The organism is Synergistaceae bacterium, assembly GCA_031267575.1.
Classification (GTDB): Bacteria; Synergistota; Synergistia; order Synergistales; family Aminobacteriaceae; genus JAIRYN01.
The window spans coordinates 1-20,404 of record JAIRYN010000043.1 but is presented as its reverse complement, the minus strand read 5'-3'; the positions used below and the strand labels follow the sequence as shown (position 1 = coordinate 20,404).

Genomic DNA, 20,404 nt, shown 5'->3' with positions numbered 1-20,404 from the left:
TTGGCGGAACGGATAACATCTACGGTCAGTTTGTTTGCGGATTCGCAAAGTATCGAGATATATGCTTGTAACGTGAACTGTCATATTTTACGCAACTATGAGAACTTTGCTGAAAGCCGTAACTGCCAACAATATTTTCCTAATGATATTCCGTTTGCAAAAGGAAATAGCCGTTTTGTCGATTGCGGCGCATATATTGGCGATACGCTGACGGAACTGGTGAACAACGTGGGTTTGGTTGACACATATATAGGTTTTGAGCCTGACAGAGATACTTTTTCAAAACTCGCGAAAACCGCTTCGGGCTTGCGGCAAAAATTAGGACAAGCCTTCCTCTCTCCATGCGCTGTAGGCAGAGCGAATGAGTCATTGACAATAAGCGGTACAGTCGGAGCGTTTACCCTGTCCGAGACCGGAGGACAGCCCGTACAAGTTGTAAGATTGGATGACGCGCTTGCGGCGTTTGCTCCGACTATGCTCAAGATGGACATAGAGGGCGCGGAAGTCGACGCGATACGCGGCGCGAGCGAACTGATTCGCGTTCATCACCCTGACCTCGCAATCTGTGTATACCATAAGATAAGCGATTACTGGGAGATACCGATAATGCTTCACGAGTTGAACCCAAATTACGAATTCTACCTGCGTTCGCACAGTTCCTGTACATTGGAAACTGTGTTGTACGCTACGGAGAGGAGCCGATCAATATAGCTATGGCGATTCCTCAGCTACGGGTATTGATTTCGTGTCCTCTTCTGATTCCAAAGTGATTCCAAAGCGCTACCAAAGAAGCCTTCCAAACCTTTAGCAAAAGCGTATACCTTTAGCTTCGCTTGACGTTCTTCTTCAGTCAAGCGTTAGTCAAGCGTTTTATTTTTGCAGCCATTCCGCATTGATCCCTATCTCTTTAGTGAATATACGAGCGACCATCAGATGTTCTTGATACGCTCTGTTGCTTTTGTCCACTTCTGTAATGGTTTTTTCCTATCGGAGCAATCTTTCATAATGGCGGCGACGTGAATATCTCCGATAAATTTGTCGCCGAACGTCTCCTTTATCGTTTTTCGCCAGCTTTTATAGCTGGCTATACGACCATCATACTGGGTGCAGATGACGCCCAGCAAATCCAGTTTAGGGTTGATGGAGTGCATAACTTGTATCGTGTTCTTCAAAAGAAAAACTCCATTGACGCTCATTCGTTCGGGCTGCAACGGTATACGGTATAATGTAATAATCCGAGGCAATCAGCGCGTTGACAGGGCAACAGCATTGATTTTTCGTCAAACATTCCAATCACTAGCTTTGCATATTCGAATAGGTATTTTTACGTAGCATATAAGGGCAGTCATATCAAGGATTCGAGAGTAAATGCTGTTGCCCTGACGCGTTGAGTGTATACGTCGACAAATCGGGTTGTGTGTCAATCAAGATCACGTCGAAAATCAACTCTTCAAGTCGTCCTTGTTCAATTTCACTCGCTACTGTTTCATTAGGATATTTTTTCTGACGAGTTATAAAAAAATATTATCACAAACGAACACATACCTGAGAAATAGACCTAGACTTCTTATTGATTTTACGTTAGAATAATGAAAGGTGTGAAATATTTCAAAAATTTTAGATGGATAATCTCGATTATGAATGGAGATGTCGATTGTGCAATGGTTTAAAAATTTCAGCACCGAGATGAAAACTTTAACGCTCGTTTTTACTATGGTTTTTCTTTTGTTGATAATAGTTTTTACAGGATATTCGACGAACAAAGAAATCTTTAGCACTATGGATGCCATGTTTGCTGACTACGTCCGACCGGTCATTTACATGGGAGAGATGAAATCCTTGGTCCTTCAGAACAGGCGCATGATCGTGAATATGACGATTATGGACGACAGACAAGAGTCTGGAGACTACGCAAAACGCGTCTTGGAGAACAGAAAAAAGATCGCTGATATCATAGAGCGATACGGCAATACGATAATGGTGCCGGAAGAGGAAAGATTGCTCGCAAATCTGCGACGTATAACTTCCCAGCTCATCATGAAACAAGACGAGGCTTTGATCGTAGGGCAGCTTCCTTTGATAGAGGTGCCAGAGAATTTTACTTTGCGTATGGTGCATGGTGGTGACATCGCTTTAGTCGAGGATGAATATATCGACATCATCGAAAAGATCGTTGATATTCTCACCGAGCACTGTGAACTAAAGAACATACAGATCAATGAGGAGGGCAGAAGAGGAAATATAAAGACGATTACCATTGCGGTTTTGGCGACGCTCGTCGGGCTTTTTATGGGCATCTACATTTCTCACACAATAACCAACTCCATCAAAAAAATTCAGAACAGCATTAAACACTTCGCCGAAGGGGACCTTACCCACAAGTTCCCCATCGTTGGTAAAGACGAGCTCGCCGTTATGGGGCGCGGGCTGCAAGAGATGGCGGATAAATTGAGTCACATTATCGGGTCTATCCAGGGAGCGAGTAACGACATTACCACCACGGCCCAAGAGTTTTCTTCCCTTGCGGAGGAAACGAACGCGAGCACTGAGGAATTTCGCTCCGGCGTAGAAGAAATGAGCGCTAACTTCGACATCCTGGCTTCCACGGGAGAAGAGGTTAATGCTTCTGTAGAGGAAGTCGCGACAGGAGCGCAGACTACTGCGGAGAAGGGAACAGCCATTGCGAGCGGAGTCGAGGACGCGATGCGGGCTGGTGACCATGGAATGTCCGCGGTTCGTCACGCCGCCGATAGGATAGAGATGGTAGCCCAAAATGCCTCGGCTACGGCTCAGTCCGTCCAGGAACTGGGCAAAAGAACTCGCCAGATACAGGACTTCGTTTCTCAAATAGGCGGCATAGCGGACCAGACAAACCTCCTGGCGCTCAACGCGGCTATTGAGGCCGCGCGGGCGGGAGAAGCCGGCCGTGGATTCGCCGTTGTGGCGGAAGAGGTTCGTAAACTCGCGGAGGAGAGTAACGTGGCGGCAAAGAGTATCGCGGAGTTGGCCTCCACTATCACCGGGGACCTGGACACGGTGGTCCGTATGTCTCTAGAAAATGCTAAAGAATCCGACGGCGCGAAAGGTCTCTCTAAGGAAACGGAACAGATCATCGAAAGCATATTGGGATACCTGAGGGAGATCTCCGCCGCGACCCAGGATCTGGCAGCGGTTTCGGAAGAACAGGCGGCATCCAGCGAAGAGATAGCCTCAGCCATACAGGACATCGCCACAAAGGTACAATCCACTACGGAGGCCGGCAAGAAGGTCAGAATTGGTATCGCGGACGTTGCCTCTTCCTCGGAGCGTATAGCTGTCGGTTCGGAGGAATTGTCTCAGCTGGCAAACAAGATGAACGAGCTGATGGCATTCTTCAAAACGGAAGCCTTTGATGGTGGGATCCAGAAAAAGATGGTGAAAGCGCTTCCCATAAGGCAAAAATCAGGCAAGCTCGCCTAAACTGTCTCTCTTTGCTCCGTTTATACCGTAAATACTATGATTATTTCTAACATAGGCGTCCCGGTTGACAGTGTCAGCGACACGAGAGTCTGCACTATGAATCTGCAGGGTTAAGCCGCTTCCTGCGTTTACGATCAGTCGCGGAAGTTATGTTGTAGGAATGGAAATTCAGTCCGGGATAAACTTCGATGTCCCCGGCGGCAGACACAGCATTCAGATCGGGCAGTTCTGCATCATTGCCGAGAACATTACCCTCATGGTCGAATTGAACCACGATTTCCAAACCGTTACGACTGCGGCATCGAATTTGATCAAACACAAGAGCGTCAGATCAAATATCGCTTTACGGATGAGCATATTGCAGATTTGCTCGACATTGCGTGGTGGAGTTGGAGCAATTCCGAGTTGACCGAGCGCAGCGCAGACTTTGGACTACCAGGTGAAAAATTTATTGGCAAATATCGATATTCACAGTTTGTCCATGTAGAAAGAGAAAAAACGCGTTATGTCACGCTGCTGTTTGCGGACTTTTCGGAGCCCTATCCCGTTTGGCAAAAGATCGTCAGTTCGTGGGTTGTGGCGTTTGGGCGTGAGGCAACGCGTAGCTTTGGGTGTATGTCGCGGGGGAGAATTGCGATGCGTATATCGCACTACTCAATTCGCACCTCGTGAGTATCGGCGAGGCGGACAACGACAACATCGTCGTGCATCTGAACATCGACCGCGAAGAAACGCTCTTCAGGAACAACTATCAAAATCACCGGCAGCAGGTGGATTTTGACGTCACAACCCGCGTAAAGGAAACTGTCCGCCGCACATGCCTTGCGGATAAATTTGGTGTGAAGACAGTTTCCGGCGTAGACGATCCGATATTTCATGAGAATTAGATATACAGTTTACGAGCGCTCTTGATGGGATATCTTACATTGTGACCGGAAAGGACATCTCTTTGGTGCTTATGTAATGGTTTCAATGATATTGCGTTCATGATATTGGGTTTTTTGGTGAAAGCAAAAAGAAATAGTTTTCCACATTTTTGAATTTACCCTATGGTGTTCCTTCGCGTGACATAAGTAATTGTTTCTTTGCTATGCTTTCTCCGACAGATTTTTCTAAGTGTTTCACTGCTTGGACACAAGATATAGCTAAAAAATCCCAGGAGTTATTGCTCTTTATGATAAAACTCTTCGTCAATCTTTTGATTCTGCCTCAAAAAAAGCTATTCACACGGTTAGATCATTCATGCTAGATCATTCATGCCTATTCCTGATGCGTTTGCCCTATTCGAAACCACTTTTTCCCTCCTTTGCCGATTTTTGTGATTGGATCACGCTTTTCGCGCAATGAGGCTCCAGGTACTATCCCCATTATCGAGCAGCTTCAAGATCTCATGTTCCTCTTCTTTGACACTGCGCGGCATATTTTGCACCGGTTCTCCGTCGTTCATCCGAATGGAAAGCACTTGTCCAAGTTCAAGTTCTTCCAAAGCCACCTTTGCTTTGATGAAGGTAACGGGACAAACGACATCGGTAATGTCGACGATCTGGTCTACGATGTAAGATGTAATCAGGCATGATAAGCCTTCTCCATAGCCGTTTTGAACACGTCCCAACCGGTTCGGTCAATGGCGATACGAAAGCGTTCGCTGGGTTTAGCGTGTTTCTCGAAAAAATCCAAAGCGGCGTCAGTAACCCGGAAAAGCGTTGCCTTGTCTTTAATAATCGGGAAAATCTCATTACCCCTCACGATCATATTTCCAAAAGTACCTCCAAAAGAAAGAATATAACCGGATTCTCCTTTCCACGCGTCCGTTGGGCAAGATTTAGCGCATCTTCCACAGTTGTTACACTTTTCTTTGTCCAAAACGACGCAGCCGGCAGATACAGACAGCGCGTTTGCGCGACAAGCCTTGACACAGACTCCGCAGAGGACACACGATGTTTTCTCCCAGTGGGGCAAGTAGCCGCCTTTGACCCCAAGATCGTTTTCTTCCGCTTTGAGGCAGTTGTTCCGGCAACCGGTCACCCCAAATTTGAACTTGTGAGGCAGTTCTCTTCCTAAATATCGTTCGGATATCTCTACAGCCAGCGCGTAGGTATCGATACAGCCACTGGAACAAATTTGGTTGCCTTGACAAGCTGTCACGGTGCGTACTCTCGGTCCGCAAACCCCTATAAAGACTCCGCCATCGGACAACTCCGACTTGACGGAATCAATATCCTCAAGCCTCATAAAAGGTATTTCGACTCCCTGACGTGAGGTTAGGTGTACGTGACCATCGCCGTATTTTTTCGATACGTTCGCGATGGCAATAAGTTGCTCAGCGGTAAAGTTGCCTCCGATCACTTTCAACCGCAGAGAAAAATTGTCTTTCTGCTTTTGGGGTATAAAGCCACCGTTTTTCAGAGCCTTGTAATCCACATTGGGCATAAAAATCCTCTTTTCCTAATTTTTCCCTAAATTTATTATTCTAAATTTATTATCGTAAAGTGGTATTCTCTAAAACCTATATAGTATATTAATTTAACTTATAAATATGATCATATCATTCTATCAGTTTTTTTTCAACACGGAACATCTTCCAGAACTTCAAAAAACTATCGGAGAGCTTGGGGTCAGAATCAAAATGGGCAGCGTGCAGGAGCGATTGTCTCAGCAAACAGCGCTTATGATGAGGTTCGAGAAGTTTATGGCGCAGTTAGGAAGGTAGTTTCAACAACATGATGAGGATATTAAGGACGTACCGGACCGTTCGTGAGTTCGCGCAGCGCCATCCAGGGGTATCGTTATTTTAGTCATGATGTTGAACTCCGAATATGAAATTATCGATAACTTTTATTACGTCTTCGTTTCCCAACCCGCCAGATTTGGTGATGACGCGGAAGCCGTGAGAAATTGAAATCGTCTTCGCGGCGACGACGCCGGGGGATATTTCGAGCAGCGGGATTATCCCCTCACATTTGATCTTTTTCATAACGCTATACAAAGTATCGCCACCAAAAATTACGAGATTCCCCACATCGGCTTTGTCCAGAATTTGTCTCACTATTTGGGCTATGTTCTCGCTTATGAGGTGCCGGAGTTCATTCGAGGGGATACCTTTTTGCCTGGCGTATCTATCGGACTCCAGTATCTGTCCTCGTTCGCTGACGGCTTCTATAATCGCTTTGCCGGTGCGCGAAAGAAGGCCGGATACATTTTCGACAAGCCTATCGCACTCTTCGCGTGTGTGAAATCCCCTGTCCAACTTCTGCTCCGTCGACAATGTGATAACGTGGTAGCCAGCTTTTTTCGCATAATTCATCTGGTCTATGGTTTTCTGGTTGACGCTGCCCGATACTATTAGAATATTTTTTTTGTTGCCTTCCCACGCTATTTTCTCCGCGCGCAAGCCCATCAGTTCGGAAAGTGTTTCGGCGAAACCGGCGCAACCGGCAAGAGCTCGCAGACTTCCGGATTTTTTAAGGGCGGCGCCAAGCCGCACTAAATCCTCATCGCTCTGTGCGTCGTATACACAAATCGTCCGTTCGTGGGGTGTCGTTTCGGTATTATCGTAATTATTCGTCGAAATGTTCACCGTGGGTAGTGTCGTCTGCTGACGTATGATTTCCGCCACGGAACTCATTTTGACAGGTTCAAAGGGGTCCTCCGAGAAAATAGACTTGCCGAGTTCCACACCCTCTATATACTGAATGCCCTTTATGGTGACGCGTTTACTCTTTGGAAAAGCGGGCACGAAGGCGAGTGTCTTTTCGTCCGACGCGTCGAGCAGCGCTGAAAGTTCTGCTCCGATATTACCGCGCAGGGCCGAGTCGGTTTTTTTGTAAAAGCACGGGACTCCCTCGCGAACGGCGTTTTTGACGATTCGATGTACGGCCGCGTAAGCTTGCTCCGGCGACGAATGTCTCGACTCGATATCGACAACAAGTACCTCCACGTCAACGCCTATCGATTTGACGTCGATATTTTCATTCGTTGTCACCAAGGTCGGCACATTTTTTTTTGAAAATTGGACGCCGGTATCCAGCGCTCCTGTGAAATCATCCGCGATCACCAAAAGTAAAACCATTTTGAACCGCCTTTCATTTTTGAACCGCCTTTCATTCGTGTATCCATCATATATTTATCATATTTATCCGTGACTTTCCTAAACACACGCCTAGAGATTAAATTTATTTTTAGCCATGATAATACCGATATTTATGGCGTCTACAAGGCTTTCTTCGTTAGCTCGGCCTTCGCCAGCTTTGCCGAAAGCCGTTCCGTGATCGACGGATGTCCTGATGATGGGAAGTCCTATGGTACAATTGACTCCGCTCATCGATAAATATTTGTTAGTCTTCAAATCCAGCTTGAAGCCGCTCAGTTTCAGCGGTATATGACCTTGATCGTGGTACATGGCCACGACTATGTCGTATTGACCAGCCGCGCATTTTACAAACACGGTGTCTGGAGGTACCGGGCCATCGACATTGATTCCGAGAGTTTTCGCCGCTGAGATTGCCGGGATTATTTCGCGCTCTTCCTCCCATCCGAACAAACCGTTCTCCGACGCGTGAGCGTTGAGGCCGGCTACACCAATTTGGGGTTTCTCGTTGCCGATCAGGCGCATCGCCTCATCAGCCAGTTTGATCACGGACAGGACGCGATCTTTTTTGATACGGTCGCAGGCATCTCTCATGGAACAGTGCGTCGTCACGTGGATCACGCGCAATGTATCACTCATGAGTAGCATCGCGTAATCCTTCGTATTAGTATAATCCGCGAAAATTTCCGTGTGCCCGCTGTAATGATGCCCCGCTAGATTGATTGCCTCTTTATTGATCGGCCCCGTAACCACCGCGTGCAGGAGGCCTTGCATAGCCAGGTCGATGGCCTTTGTTACATATTGGAACGATGTCTCGCCGCACAGTTTTTGAACTTTTTTGTATGTAAAACTTCCCGGCGTGAGGAGTCCCAAATTAATCAAATCGATAACGCCATGTACCCCTTTCGCTTCGTCAGTTTTTTTGACCTCGTTCAAGGTCAACTTAGATTCAGTGAATTTCAAAGATTCATCGAGAGCTTCACGATCACCCACCACTATTGGAAGGCATTTGTCATATATCTCTCTTTGAGCGAGCGCTTTCACGGCGATTTCCGCCCCAACTCCGGCGGGATCACCCATAGTTATCCCAATAACAGGTTTCATTTTTCTCCCTCTATTATCGTGCTATTATCGTGTCCCAAAGACAACACAAATTTTCTTGCATTTTATTTGTTCTTCAATAAAAATTCAACTTTTATTGAAGAACAAAAGAACGAATTTATTATCACAATACCTGCTGTTGTTTGTTCAGCATGCGCCACAGCGTGCTCCGGCTGATGCCGAGACGACGCGCCGCCTTGGATTGGTTCATGTTCTCTTGGCTCAAAACGATTCTGACGATGTCGCTCGTAATGTTTTCGAGTGATTTTCCAAGATCTAGAGCGCACGCCTGATTGTCGAAATTTTGTCTGTCCCCCCTCGTCAACGCGGATTCAGTGGCGAGCGCCCTCTCGACCTCCTCGGCGGATATGTAAGGAGATGCACTCAGAACGGCTAATTCGGTGAGAACTCTTTTCAATTGACCCAGGTTGTACTCCCAGCGGTATTCCATCATGAGCCGCATGGCCTCGGGCGTGAGGCCTATGACTTCTCCGCCGGTCGTGGTGTTGATCTCGTTGATGTAAAGACTGCAAAGATTTGGAATATCGCCAGGGCGCTGTCTCAGGGGAGGCATCTTCAAGACCAAACACCTCAGAGTGTTGCGGAGATTCGCAAGGAAGGGATTTTCCTCGGAAGACCTGATCTTCGACACGAAGGAAAAGATCAGGCAGTTTCTTTCGCAGATATTCGTATCTCTGAAATAGCGGATCAATCTGTCACCCATCAATTCGTCGAGGCGGTCGGTGTTTTTAACGTAGATCGTGAGGCCCTCGTCGGCGAGAGGGGAAAATTCGTCTTCCATGAGCCGCTTCCATGTTTTTTCGGGCACGACGCCGCAGTCTATGGAGATCATCGGATTGTCGGAGAAATGACCGTTCATGTAGACGAAGTTGGCCGTCTTGTCTTTGCCTGTGCCGATTTCGCCGGCTATCAGCACGGGCAGCGCCGATTTGCTATATTTTTCCGCCGTTTCGTTCAATCCCTCCACGAAAAGATTTTTGCAGAAAGTGTTATCGACGTCCTCCAGCAGATTGGCCTTGTTGTTGTAGGCGATGCCTCGTTCATTATAGGGGTGGGTGCTTGGAAGACGCGCCGCGAAGTAGGCGCAGTATCTCTCTTCCTTCACTCCGAACTTCACTCCGAACGCCCGCCCAGACAAGGAGTAAACGTCACCTTTGTCGTTTTTTTTCAGTATTTTTTTCTCATGACGTTCCAGCACCGGGCGAATGTTTTTCTTCATAAAAGAAAGCGTTTCGCTGTCGCAGCCGGCGGAAAAAGAGGAAAAAACAGCCTCCCCACCCTCGCAGAAAACGACGATATCTTCTTTGACAGAGCCCAAAACGGCGTTCAGAAATTCTATTTTTTCGAGATTTTTCCTGTTTCTCTCGCATATTTCGACCGCGTGACTGAAGGCCGCCTCGATACTCTCCCCGCCAGAGGTGATCAAGATGCTGTTGATTCCGAGCAGCTTCGCCTGTATCGTTGTGGTCATGTCGCCGACTACTATCGAATATCCCTGTTTTTTGAGCGTTTCAAGGCATGTCTTGATCTCGTCTCGCCCGTTGATCGTCACAATGTCTATCGAGTCGTATTGCAGAATATCGCAAAGCAAATGCGAGCACCTCGTTATGCTGGGGAAACCCACAATGGCGAACCTGCCGTTGTAGTTTTGGGCGAGCCTTATGGCTCTCAGAACATCGTACACCGACAGAGGCACCTCCGAAACCGGAATGTCTGTCGCGCGCTTGATCATCTCGGCCGTACCCCCCCTCGAAACGATCGCGGAGAAACCCTGACCCTGGCGCTCCAGCACGATGTCCACCCCATTCGAAAGATCACCTACAAAGACCTCCAAGTCGATATCGCCCCGTCGCGCCGCGATGTCTTGCATCAATTCCTTCATTCCAGCGTAAGGAGCGATACCCAATATTTTGACCTTATCCATTTCCGAAGCACCTTCTTTAAAGGTTTAAAGGATCAATATGTTTCAAAAGAGAATATCATTTCAACCAATTGTTTTATTTTGAAGCAAAAACAGGGTAAAAAAATCTTGCAATTTGAAGCATTAGCTATATCATTACACAATAATTGAAATTATCCCCAAACATCAGTCCTATAATAAAACAATTTATTTTATTATGCGTATCGAATTATCGCAGAAAATTTATAGAATGCATATATCCGTTTATTGGGAGGATTGAAAATGCCGGATTTAAGGGCAAAAGAACGTGCCAGAGAACTTCTGAAAAAGTTCAAGGGAGACAGCTACACCTTCGGAATTGGAATTTTGGAACAAGTCGCTAAAATAGCCCGAAAACAAGGTAAAAAGGTCACGGTTATCGGTGATACGGCATCGAAGCCCGTAGTCGAGAGGGTGATCACAGCGCTAAAGAAAGCCGGGCTGGAATTGGCTCTCGAAAGGTGAAAACGATGAAAGCTCTTGTAAAGTACGCGGCTGGACCGGAGAATATGGAAATTCGCGATGTTCCGGTGCCGACGCCTGAACCCGGACAGGTCTTGATCGAGGTAAAAGAAGCGGGCATCTGCGGGTCGGACATTCACATCCGTCACAGCGATATCGCCATTCCCCTCCATCCTCCCGTCGTCACGGGACACGAGTTTTCGGGAATCGTCGCGGGGAACGGCGAGGGTTGTTCGAAGTTTAAGCCGGGCGACCGAGTTGTCTCGGAAACGGCCTTTCACTACTGTGGAGTCTGCCATTTTTGTCGGGAGGGATTTTATAACCTTTGTGTGGAACGTCGAACCCTGGGGTATTGGTTCGACGGTGTTTTTACCCGATACACGGTCGTCCCGGAAGCGCGGATTCACCCCATTCCCGACGGTGTGGATTTCACCTCGGCGGCGATGACGGAACCTCTAGCATGCGTGGTCCATGCCGTCTACGACCTGACGAGGATCGTTCCGGGCGACGTCGTCCTCGTTTCAGGGCCAGGGGCTGTCGGTATCATGGCCGCCCAGGTCGCTAAAATTCACGGCGCGACGGTCGTCCTCTCCGGGACGGACGTGGACGCGGACCGGCTGAAACTGGCCAAAAGCCTGGGAATTGACCGTACCGTCAACGTGCAGGCGGAAGACTTGAACGCATTCCTGGCTCCTCTTACCGGCGGATACGGCGCGGACGTTGTGCTGGAGTGCTCCGGGTCCCCCTATGGGATCGACGCGGGGCTAAACGCGGTCAAAAAGCGGGGTTGGTTCACACAAATAGGGCTTCCCGGCAAAAAAATAGAGTTCGATATTGAAAAGGTCTGCTATAAGGAGCTGCATTTCTCAGGTTCCCTGGGCTCACGTAACGCCAGTTGGAGAAAGGCCCTTCAGCTTCTGGATGAAAGGAAGGTCGAAGTGAGGCCATTGGTGACCGATAAACTTTCGATTCTGGAGTGGGAACGCGCTTTTGAAAAGTTCGAGAAAAAAGAGGGATGCAAGATTTTCCTGCTTCCCGCGCTGGATTGAATTTTGGAGAAGTGCGAGATGCTTCAGATAAAACTGACGGCGCCGTACTCCTTTGAGGGCGAAGAAGTCGAAAAACCCCGTCCGGAGGAAGGGCAAGCGCTGCTGAAGGTCCATTCTATCGGGATCTGTGGTTCGGACATCCAGATGTGGCACGGTAAGCACAAATACATGACCTATCCTGTTGTGATCGGGCACGAGGTATCCGCCACTGTAGAGGAAGTCGGCTTAGGAGTGAAAGATTTCTCCGTCGGGGACAAGGTGACCGTCGAGCCCCAAATTTTTTGCAGGAAATGCCAGCCCTGTCTTATGGGTCGTTTCAATGTCTGCGAGAAATTGGAGGTGATGGGGGTCCATAGGGATGGGTTTTGCCGCGAATACGTGGCGCTCGACACCTCTTATTTACACCTTTGCCCGGCGGATATAAAGGAAGAATGGCGGGCGCTGATGGAGCCCCTGGCGGTCGGTGTGGGAGCCGTCAAACGAGGAACGAGTTCCTGCGGGACTAATCTCTGCGAATACAATCCCCAGGGAATCAATGTTGCCGTCGTCGGCGCGGGGACGATCGGAAACTGTGCCGCCCAGGCCGCCAGAGCTATGGGGGCAGCGGGAGTCCTGATTGCAGATATCAGCGCCCTGAAACTGGAGTTTGCCGAGCGGTGCGGTATCGAGCACTGTGTCGATACGACGAAGGTCTCCCTGGGCGACGCCATTAAAAAGACGTTCGGCCCGCGTGGAGTGGACGTCATTATCGACGCGGTCGGCGTTCCCGCATCGCTCTCCTCGATTCTGGGGGCGGCGAGGCGCAATTCCGTCGTCGTCGTCACGGGCAATTTCAAGGAGCCTTTTTCTTTAGAGGTTCCCGTCATTCAGCGACAGGAAATCTCTCTTGTGGGACATATGATGTACGTGAGAGAGGACTTTGCGGACGCTATTCGCTTTGCTGGAAGCGGCGCCGTCAAGCTCGATAACCTGATCACGCAGCGCTTCCCAATCGCGAGCGACCCGGCCGCAGACCTGAAGAAGGCGTTTGAGTTCATCGACGCCCATCCTGGCCAGGTGATGAAGGCGATCGTCACGTTCTAGGGACAAGAGCCCTTGGAAAATCAAAAGGAGGAGAAAGGTAATGAAAATGAGGAGAATGGGAATCAGGTTGTGTCTGTGTGTTTGTGCCGCGTTGTTGGTTTTTCCTTTGGCAGCCGGAGCTTTTGACGGAACGGTGGTGTTCGGTGCCGTGGCGCCCCTGAGCGGAACGAATATCATGGTGGGGGATTTCATCAGAAACGGTATTCTGCTGGCGCAGAAACACATCAACGAACGGGGCGGGATTTTGGGCAAGGAGCTAAAGATTGTTTTCGAGGACGAAGTGGACAACCTCCAGGCGTCCGTCAACGCCATGACCAAAGTTATGAACTACCCCGAGGTCGTGGCCTTCTTCGGCTCGACCTACTCCGCCAACTGCATTGCCGCCTCTCCCATCGTTTTGCAGAAGAAAATGCCGATGTTCGCCGGCGGTTCCTCCGCCAACATTCCGAAGGAGAATAATCCCTACGTTTGGCAGGTGCGCATGACCGACGATCAGTCCGGGCTGCTTCTGGCTAAGGCCGCTACACAGATCGGCATCAAGAACCCCGCCATTCTCTACATTGCCGAGTCCTTCGGAACGGGACTGATGACTCAAACAGTCAGCGCCTTGAAAGATTTGGGCATTGATGTTCCAGAGAAGAACCTCTACGCCCATAATCCCGATGAAAAGCAGTTTTCTCCCATACTGACTCAGATCATCAACTCCGATGTGGACGGGCTGATCGGCATTAGCCATCAGATGCCTGCCGCCGTCATCAGCATGCAGACCACTGCCGCCGGAGTCGACATCCCGCTGCTCGGTTCGTCGTCGTTCGCCTCGGTCGTGTGCCGTGAGACGGCGAAAGAGGCAGCGGACGGCTGGATGGCCGTGGCCGACTGGACGCCAGACGTCACCACGCCTGAAGGGAAAGCCTTCGCCGAGGCGTACCGCGAGGAATATAAGGGTAAACCCGACTCCGATATGCCTGCCGTTACCGCTTATGACTCGCTGATGCTTTTCGCGGAGGCGTGCAAGATCGCGAATAGCACCACAGACAGCAAGGCGATCAACGACGCGCTCTATAAAATCAAGGGTTACAAGGGCGCCATGTCCACCTACAGTTCCAACGACAACCATTGCTTCAGCACCAGCCAGTTCCTAACGATCAACGAGAGTCAGCGTGCCGTGCTCAAAGAAGTCGTTTATACACGTGAACCCTAAGAGAGCATAGGGTTATTTAGCGGTCCAGTCCCTTGCGTCCCGTTACCGGGGGTTTCAGTAGCCCCTGGTTCTCCTACGAAGGGGCCTCTACGAAAGCAAACGAACAACGTGAGCGAGAAGCGGGACGCGGATAAACCGCCGAAGGCAAACGGGTCCAGGGCCTCCGGCCCTGGTGAAATTGGGGGGCCGGCACTATGCAAGGTTTGAAGATTTTACTGCAACCCAACGTTTTCATGCAATTAACGATAAACGGCGTTGCTATGGGGATGATTTATACTTTGATGGCAATGGGGCTTATTCTTCTGATCCGGGCCATCGGTGTTATGAACTTCGCTCAGGGCGAGCTGCTGATGCTGGGCGCTTTCATCACGTGGGGGCTGACGTATCAGGTGAAACTGCCCTTTGTACTGATGGTTCCAGCCGCGATGCTCTGTTTTGCCCTTGTAGGCGTCATCTTCATGTTCGTGGTCTACTGGCCGTTGCGTACCGCGTCTTACCCCACCGCGACCGTCATTTCCACGATGGGCGCCGCTATGGTCATCCGGGAAATCGCCACGATCACCTGGGGAAGCCTTCCTCTCGTCTCCGCACCTCTGATCAAGGGCGTCATAAGAGTGGGCTCGCTGCGCCTCCAGTATCAATATCTTCTGACCATCGTGATAGGGGCCGTCTTGATCTTTCTTGTTTTTGTGCTTTTCGAAAAACTTTACGCGGGCAAAATCATGCAAGCCGCCGCTCAGGACAAATACGCAGCGGAACTCTTGGGCATACCGACTATCCTGACGACGGCCGTCACGTACATTATTGTCGTCACCTTGGCAAGTATCGGCGGATATATGATCGCTCCGGTCTTTTTGGTCAACGTCACGCTGGGGACGCTCCAGTTGCGCGCCTTCGCGGGCGTGGTGACGGGCGGATTCGGGTCCGTGAAGGGGGCCATTGTCGGGAGCCTCGTCATCGGCCTCGTCGAATCCTACAGCTCGACTTTTACGACGACTTACAAGGACGCCGTCGTTTTTCTCGTACTGATCGTCGTTTTGCTCTTCCGACCCCAGGGGCTTTTCGGCGAACGCGTGGCGGACAAGGCGTGAGGTGACTCGAATGAACGATAAAACCGATAATAAAGCAATCGCCGATCCAAACTTTCATTCCAATCCAAACTTTCATTCCAATCTAAACTTTCATTCCAAGCTCTTTCAGTCTAAACTCAGGAAAAACACCCGCCTGGACGGCGTGATCGTGTTCAAAATCGTGACTCTCTCGGTCGCCCTTGTTGCCTTTGGCTACTACACGCCCAGGTTCACCAACGACTACAGCATGATGATCATGAACGTTTCCCTGATCAATTTCATCGCGGCCCTCGGTCTTTCCGTCATGTTGGGCATGGGCGGGCAGCTTTCTTTCGCTGCGGTGTCTTTTATGGGGGTTGGGGCCTATTTCGTGGCCAATCTCACGAACGGGCGGCTCGGCGTGATATGGGAACCCGTTCCTGCCCTAGCGGGAGCGGTTATGTTCGCGGCGTTTACGGCTTGGATCTGCGGTTCTGTTTTGTTCCGGCTCAGTGGGACCTATTTTACCTTCGCGACAATCGGGCTCGTTCAAGTGACTTGGTCTGTGTACCTCAACTACAGAGTTCTCTGCGGGGGGCCGGATGGCGTTTCAGGTATTCCCGTGATCCGCTTTCTGGGAATGTCACCCCGAAGCTATCACGACTGGTTCTACATCTTGCTGGGCTTCGTTCTCGTCGCGGGATTTCTGGTCGAACGCGTCCGCAAGTCCAGGCTGGGGCGTTCCCTCGCCTCCATACGCGACAACGAAATCGCCGCTCAAACGCTGGGGGTCAACATTTATAGGACAAAGATCATCGCCTTCACGATAGCCGGAGCGCTCAGCGGGTTATCCGGTGGACTTTACGCCATGCACAGCCAATTCATCAGCTCGGACCTTTTCACCTTCGACATGGCGACGACCTACGTGATCATGACGATGCTCGGAGGAGTCAATAACACGATTGGCGTTTTCGTGGGCTCTATCCTAGTCACCATGCTGCCGGAGTGGCTGCGCCCCGTCCAGCGCTATTTGAAGCTATCCTACGGCGTCGGCGTCATCCTGTTGATGATCTTCATGCCGATGGGACTGGCCGGCCTCGGCAACGCGATGCTCAAAAAAGCCTCCAGGAAACTTTCAAAAAATTCGCGGGTAAAACCTGACGCAGACGTATTGGAGTGATAGGAGAATGACGGGTAAATCGATCCTGCGGTTGGACAATGTTTCCAAGCGTTTCGGAGGCGTCGTTGCCGCTGATAAAGCGACGTTCTCCGTTTTTCCCGGCAGGATTCACGGACTCATCGGCCCGAACGGGGCGGGAAAATCGACGTTGATGAACCTCATCAGTGGCATCTATATGCCCGATGAAGGCAAAATCTACTTCGATGAAACGGACGTCACCGGCATTCCGTCTCACAGCCGCGCCGCCATGGGAATCGGACGAACGTTTCAGACACCTAGATTCCTGCAGCGCTCCAGTATCAGAGACAATCTCCTGCTTGGAGCGGACCTCGGAAGTGACTATGGCTACGTGGCTTCGTTTTTCGGCCTGAAGGTCACGGGTTTTGAAGATTATCTGATACAACTGATGGAGATTGCGGGTTTTACCTTTGAATGGGAGGACGATATTTCATCACTTCCTTACGGTCAGAGGAAATTGTTGGAGATCGTGCGTTCCCTTTTGGGCGCGCCGCGAGTCATGCTTGTCGACGAACCCGCGGCCGGGCTGAACAATCGGGAAATCGAAAACGCTATGGCTTTGCTCAACTTTGCCGCAAAGGAGAAAAATATCGGCATTTTGTTGATCGAGCATTCTATGGACATGATTATGAATATTTGTCGTGACATCGTCGTCATCAACTTCGGCAAGGTCATTGCCGCCGGAACGCCCTCGGAGATACAGAACAACGAGGACGTTATTGTCGCCTACTTGGGGAGAAATCTCGATGCTTAAAATCGCGAATCTTCACGCGTATTACGGTTCCATCGAGGCTTTGAAGGGGATCGGTATCGGCATCGCGCCGGGAGTCATCACTTGTCTGATCGGCAGCAATGGGGCGGGCAAGACGACTTTGCTCAAGGCCATATCTGGAATGATACGGCGCACGGGCAGCGTTGTCTTCGACGGACGGGACGAGCTGATCGGAGAGAGTCCGGCGCGTATCGCTCGCAGGTCTATCGTCCACGTTCCCGAAGGGCGCCACATCTTTCCGGGGTTGAGCGTCGAGGAAAACCTTGAAGTCGGCGCCATCACGTGGCACGGATTTTTCGGGAGAAAACCTTACGAAACGGAGAAACGCTCTGTCTTCGACCTCTTTCCGCGCCTCGAAGAACGACGGGGACAGTTGGGCTGGAGTCTTTCCGGCGGAGAACAGCAGATGCTCGCCATAGGTCGCGGGTTGATGGCGCGTCCAAAACTCCTGATGCTGGACGAACCCTCCATGGGGCTCGCTCCGGTCATCGTGAGCGACCTCTTCAGAAAAATCGTCGAGATCAATAAACTGGGTATTTCTATCCTTTTGGTGGAACAGAACGCGCGCCTGGCCTTGGAAATATCGGACTTCGCGTATGTGATCGACCAAGGACGTGTGACGATCGAGGGCAAAGCTAAAGAACTTCGCGCGGATCCGCGGATTCGCGAGGCGTACTTGGGGCGTTTCGCCAGGGCCGCGGGTCCTGGACCCGTTACCCGCCACGCGGGAGAAGATCATTAAAATCACTTCGGTGTCCTCGTTGGAGCTCTGAGGCGAGGCTCACCAATATAGTCAGGAGGATATTTCAAATGGGATTGACGGCGGAAAGGAAGGCGTACCTGGAAAAACTGTGTCAGAAGTTTCGCCGGGACGTGATCGACACACTGTACGAGATACAGACGGGACACCCTGGGGGGTCTCTTTCTGTATGTGAAATTTTGACGGCGCTTTATTTCGAGAAAGCCAGGGTAGACCCGGCCGATCCACAAAAACCCGACCGAGATCGGATCGTCCTTTGTAAGGGACACGCCGCTCCCATGCTCTATCGAGTGCTTGCAGAAAAGGGTTTTTTCCCCGTCGAGGAAATGAAGACGCTGCGCCGTTTGGACACGAGGCTTCAGGGGCACCCCTCGATCAAGCACACGCCGGGCGTGGACCTCTCGACAGGCCCGCTGGGAACGGGGCTTTCCGCCGCCTTGGGAATGGCCTTGGGGCTTCGTCTTTCAAAATTTCACATCAAGACCGACGCGAGAGTCTACGCTATTTTGGGGGATGGCGACGTCAACGAAGGAATGACGTGGGAAGCCTGCATGAGCGCCGTAAAATTCAAAGCGGACAACCTGATCGCCATCTACGATTGGAACAGGGTTCAGCTTGACGGAAAGAGCGCCGACATCATGCCACAGGGCGACATGCGCGCGAAGTTCGAGGCTTTTGGGTGGCGCTGTCTTGCCTGCGACGGACACGACGTAGAGGCTCTTTGCGAGGCACTTGACAAGGCCAATGCGTACCCTGACGGCCGGCCGGTCATCATTTTGGCCGACACCATCAAGGGCAAAGGGGTTTCTTTTATGGAAGGACAGAACGCGTGGCATGGCAAGGCCATTGATGAAGCGAGCTACAAGCGTGCCGTGGCGGAATGGGGAGGTGAGTGAAATGGCGAAAGCGATACGCGAAGTTTATGGTGAGGCTCTGGTAAAATACGGACGCGACAATCCCGACGTCGTGGTGCTGGATGCGGACGTATCGAGTTCTACGCGGTCGTCTCTTTTTCAAGAAGTCTGCCCCGAACGTTTCTTTAACGTAGGTGTGGCGGAGGCGAATATGTCGGGCATGGCGGCGGGTTTTGCCTCCGTAGGGACAATTCCGTTCGTCAATACTTTCGCGACGTTCATATCGACCCTCGGCCTGTTGCCGGCTCGTATTTTCGGCTCCTATGCCAATCTGAACGTCAAGTTCATGGGCGCTTACGGCGGTCTTTCGGACGCCTATGATGGCCCCAGCCACCATTCCATCGAGGACCTGACGATCATGAGGGCTTTGCCCAACTTCAAGGTTTACGTGCCCAGCGACGAGACGCTTACGGACTGGCTCGTCAAGCACGCCATCGAATCGAAGGGGCCCATGTATGTGCGCCTTTCTCGCGACGTCTTCCCCTCCATTTACGAGCCGGGGACAAAATTTGAGGACGGTAAAGGGAAGGTGCTGCGTCAGGGGAAGGACGCGACAATCGTCGCCTGCGGATTGATGACCGGATTGGCCCTCGACGCGGCCAAAGAATTGGCTTCGGAGGGAATAGCGGTCTCGGTTATTGACATGTTCACGATAAAGCCCTTGGACACAGAGTTGCTTCTGGAGTTCGCGCGTTCCACGGGGGCGGTTGTCACGGCCGAAGAACACAGCGTGATCGGGGGATTGGCCGGAGCCGTATCCGAGTCCTTGATTTTAGGGCAGGCTTATGTCCCTGTGGGATTCGTGGGCCTTGATGATTGCCACGCGGAGTGCGGTTCCTACGCGGATCTTCTGAGAAAGTACAAGTTGGATGTTTCCGCCATTGTCGCGAAAGTTCGGGAGACCGTCGAGAAAAAACGCTGATTGTGTTTGACATACTCCCACAACTTTAGTCGTGGGAGTATGTCAATTGAAGTGGTATTTCCCACTTTTTATCATGCAAATGGTCCTTGCCAGCCTAGCCATTACGGTGTTGCAGTACCGACCCTAACGCGTTTGTCCTGTAGAAGTTGTCCTTTTACTCGCCATGTTACTATTTGCTTTCCGATGTAAAATGTGGTATAAATATAAAATATTGTGGATAAAATTGGGATTCTAAATTTTGAGCCAAGGTTTTGATCAGGTTAATTTATTTGATCAGGTTAATTTAGGAGAGAAAATCATGATTTCAACGCTTGTTTTTCACATAAAATCGGATATAATTAAACAAGCAACAAGCAACAAGCAACAAGCAACAAGCAACAAGCAACA

The 20,404-nt window shown here is 50.5% G+C and carries 19 protein-coding genes; 12 read left to right on the top strand and 7 right to left on the bottom strand.

Annotated elements, in window-relative coordinates:
• Window positions 1–711: FkbM family methyltransferase (locus LBJ36_06370; GenBank protein ID MDR1378662.1), on the top strand; the 711-nt coding region annotated here is incomplete at its 5' end.
• A 218-nt stretch (window positions 712–929) separates the two neighbouring features.
• Here LBJ36_06370 and LBJ36_06365 read toward each other — a convergent pair.
• Entirely contained in the window at window positions 930–1,172 is a 243-nt protein-coding gene (locus tag LBJ36_06365; protein ID MDR1378661.1) for a hypothetical protein, read from the bottom strand.
• Between the two features lie 475 nt (window positions 1,173–1,647).
• Here LBJ36_06365 and LBJ36_06360 point away from each other — a divergent pair, with 475 nt between their 5' ends.
• Window positions 1,648–3,459 carry a methyl-accepting chemotaxis protein gene (locus tag LBJ36_06360; protein ID MDR1378660.1) on the top strand — a complete coding sequence of 604 codons (1,812 nt, stop codon included), beginning with the start codon at window positions 1,648–1,650 and terminating at the stop codon, window positions 3,457–3,459.
• Between the two features lie 650 nt (window positions 3,460–4,109).
• Here the strand turns inward: LBJ36_06360 and LBJ36_06355 are convergent.
• The 6 genes from LBJ36_06355 to LBJ36_06330 all read right to left on the bottom strand — a co-directional run bounded on the left by LBJ36_06355 (window position 4,110) and on the right by LBJ36_06330 (window position 10,592).
• Entirely contained in the window at window positions 4,110–4,337 is a 228-nt protein-coding gene (locus LBJ36_06355; protein MDR1378659.1) for a hypothetical protein, read from the bottom strand.
• Between the two features lie 449 nt (window positions 4,338–4,786).
• Window positions 4,787–5,071, bottom strand: a complete 285-nt coding sequence (locus LBJ36_06350; GenBank protein ID MDR1378658.1) for a sulfurtransferase TusA family protein — start codon at window positions 5,069–5,071, stop codon at window positions 4,787–4,789.
• Window positions 5,026–5,889 (bottom strand): 4Fe-4S binding protein, encoded by an 864-nt coding sequence (locus tag LBJ36_06345; GenBank protein ID MDR1378657.1) that lies wholly within the window; start codon window positions 5,887–5,889, stop codon window positions 5,026–5,028. Before LBJ36_06345 ends, LBJ36_06350 begins: the two co-directional genes overlap by 46 nt.
• Before the next feature lie 361 nt (window positions 5,890–6,250).
• Window positions 6,251–7,528: a four-carbon acid sugar kinase family protein gene (locus tag LBJ36_06340; protein ID MDR1378656.1), complete on the bottom strand. Its 1,278-nt coding sequence runs from the start codon at window positions 7,526–7,528 to the stop codon at window positions 6,251–6,253.
• A gap of 90 nt (window positions 7,529–7,618) precedes the next feature.
• Window positions 7,619–8,650, bottom strand: coding sequence for a 4-hydroxythreonine-4-phosphate dehydrogenase PdxA (gene pdxA / locus LBJ36_06335; protein ID MDR1378655.1), 1,032 nt, complete (start codon window positions 8,648–8,650; stop codon window positions 7,619–7,621).
• 121 nt (window positions 8,651–8,771) lie between these two features.
• Window positions 8,772–10,592 carry a PrpR N-terminal domain-containing protein gene (locus tag LBJ36_06330; GenBank protein MDR1378654.1) on the bottom strand — a complete coding sequence of 607 codons (1,821 nt, stop codon included), beginning with the start codon at window positions 10,590–10,592 and terminating at the stop codon, window positions 8,772–8,774.
• A 258-nt stretch (window positions 10,593–10,850) separates the two neighbouring features.
• Here LBJ36_06330 and LBJ36_06325 point away from each other — a divergent pair, with 258 nt between their 5' ends.
• From LBJ36_06325 to LBJ36_06280, 10 genes are all read left to right on the top strand, one after another.
• Entirely contained in the window at window positions 10,851–11,072 is a 222-nt protein-coding gene (locus LBJ36_06325) for a hypothetical protein (protein ID MDR1378653.1), read from the top strand.
• Window positions 11,073–11,077: 5 nt separating this feature from the next.
• The gene (locus LBJ36_06320; protein MDR1378652.1) at window positions 11,078–12,118 is read left to right on the top strand and encodes a zinc-binding dehydrogenase; all 1,041 of its coding nucleotides are present in this window, start codon (window positions 11,078–11,080) and stop codon (window positions 12,116–12,118) included.
• Window positions 12,119–12,136: 18 nt separating this feature from the next.
• Window positions 12,137–13,201 (top strand): alcohol dehydrogenase catalytic domain-containing protein, encoded by a 1,065-nt coding sequence (locus tag LBJ36_06315; GenBank protein MDR1378651.1) that lies wholly within the window; start codon window positions 12,137–12,139, stop codon window positions 13,199–13,201.
• Window positions 13,202–13,241: 40 nt separating this feature from the next.
• Window positions 13,242–14,402, top strand: a complete 1,161-nt coding sequence (locus LBJ36_06310; protein MDR1378650.1) for an ABC transporter substrate-binding protein — start codon at window positions 13,242–13,244, stop codon at window positions 14,400–14,402.
• A gap of 194 nt (window positions 14,403–14,596) precedes the next feature.
• A complete protein-coding gene (locus tag LBJ36_06305) occupies window positions 14,597–15,493 on the top strand; it encodes a branched-chain amino acid ABC transporter permease (protein MDR1378649.1) in 897 nt (298 codons plus the stop codon).
• Between the two features lie 10 nt (window positions 15,494–15,503).
• Window positions 15,504–16,631, top strand: a complete 1,128-nt coding sequence (locus LBJ36_06300; GenBank protein ID MDR1378648.1) for a branched-chain amino acid ABC transporter permease — start codon at window positions 15,504–15,506, stop codon at window positions 16,629–16,631.
• 7 nt (window positions 16,632–16,638) lie between these two features.
• Window positions 16,639–17,403 (top strand): ABC transporter ATP-binding protein, encoded by a 765-nt coding sequence (locus LBJ36_06295; protein MDR1378647.1) that lies wholly within the window; start codon window positions 16,639–16,641, stop codon window positions 17,401–17,403.
• Window positions 17,396–18,163: an ABC transporter ATP-binding protein gene (locus tag LBJ36_06290; protein MDR1378646.1), complete on the top strand. Its 768-nt coding sequence runs from the start codon at window positions 17,396–17,398 to the stop codon at window positions 18,161–18,163. Before LBJ36_06295 ends, LBJ36_06290 begins: the two co-directional genes overlap by 8 nt.
• Before the next feature lie 68 nt (window positions 18,164–18,231).
• Complete coding sequence (locus LBJ36_06285; protein MDR1378645.1) at window positions 18,232–19,077, top strand: transketolase; 846 nt, start codon at window positions 18,232–18,234, stop codon at window positions 19,075–19,077.
• 1 nt (window position 19,078) lies between these two features.
• Window positions 19,079–20,017, top strand: coding sequence for a transketolase family protein (locus LBJ36_06280; protein MDR1378644.1), 939 nt, complete (start codon window positions 19,079–19,081; stop codon window positions 20,015–20,017).
• Window positions 20,018–20,404 lie beyond the last annotated feature (387 nt).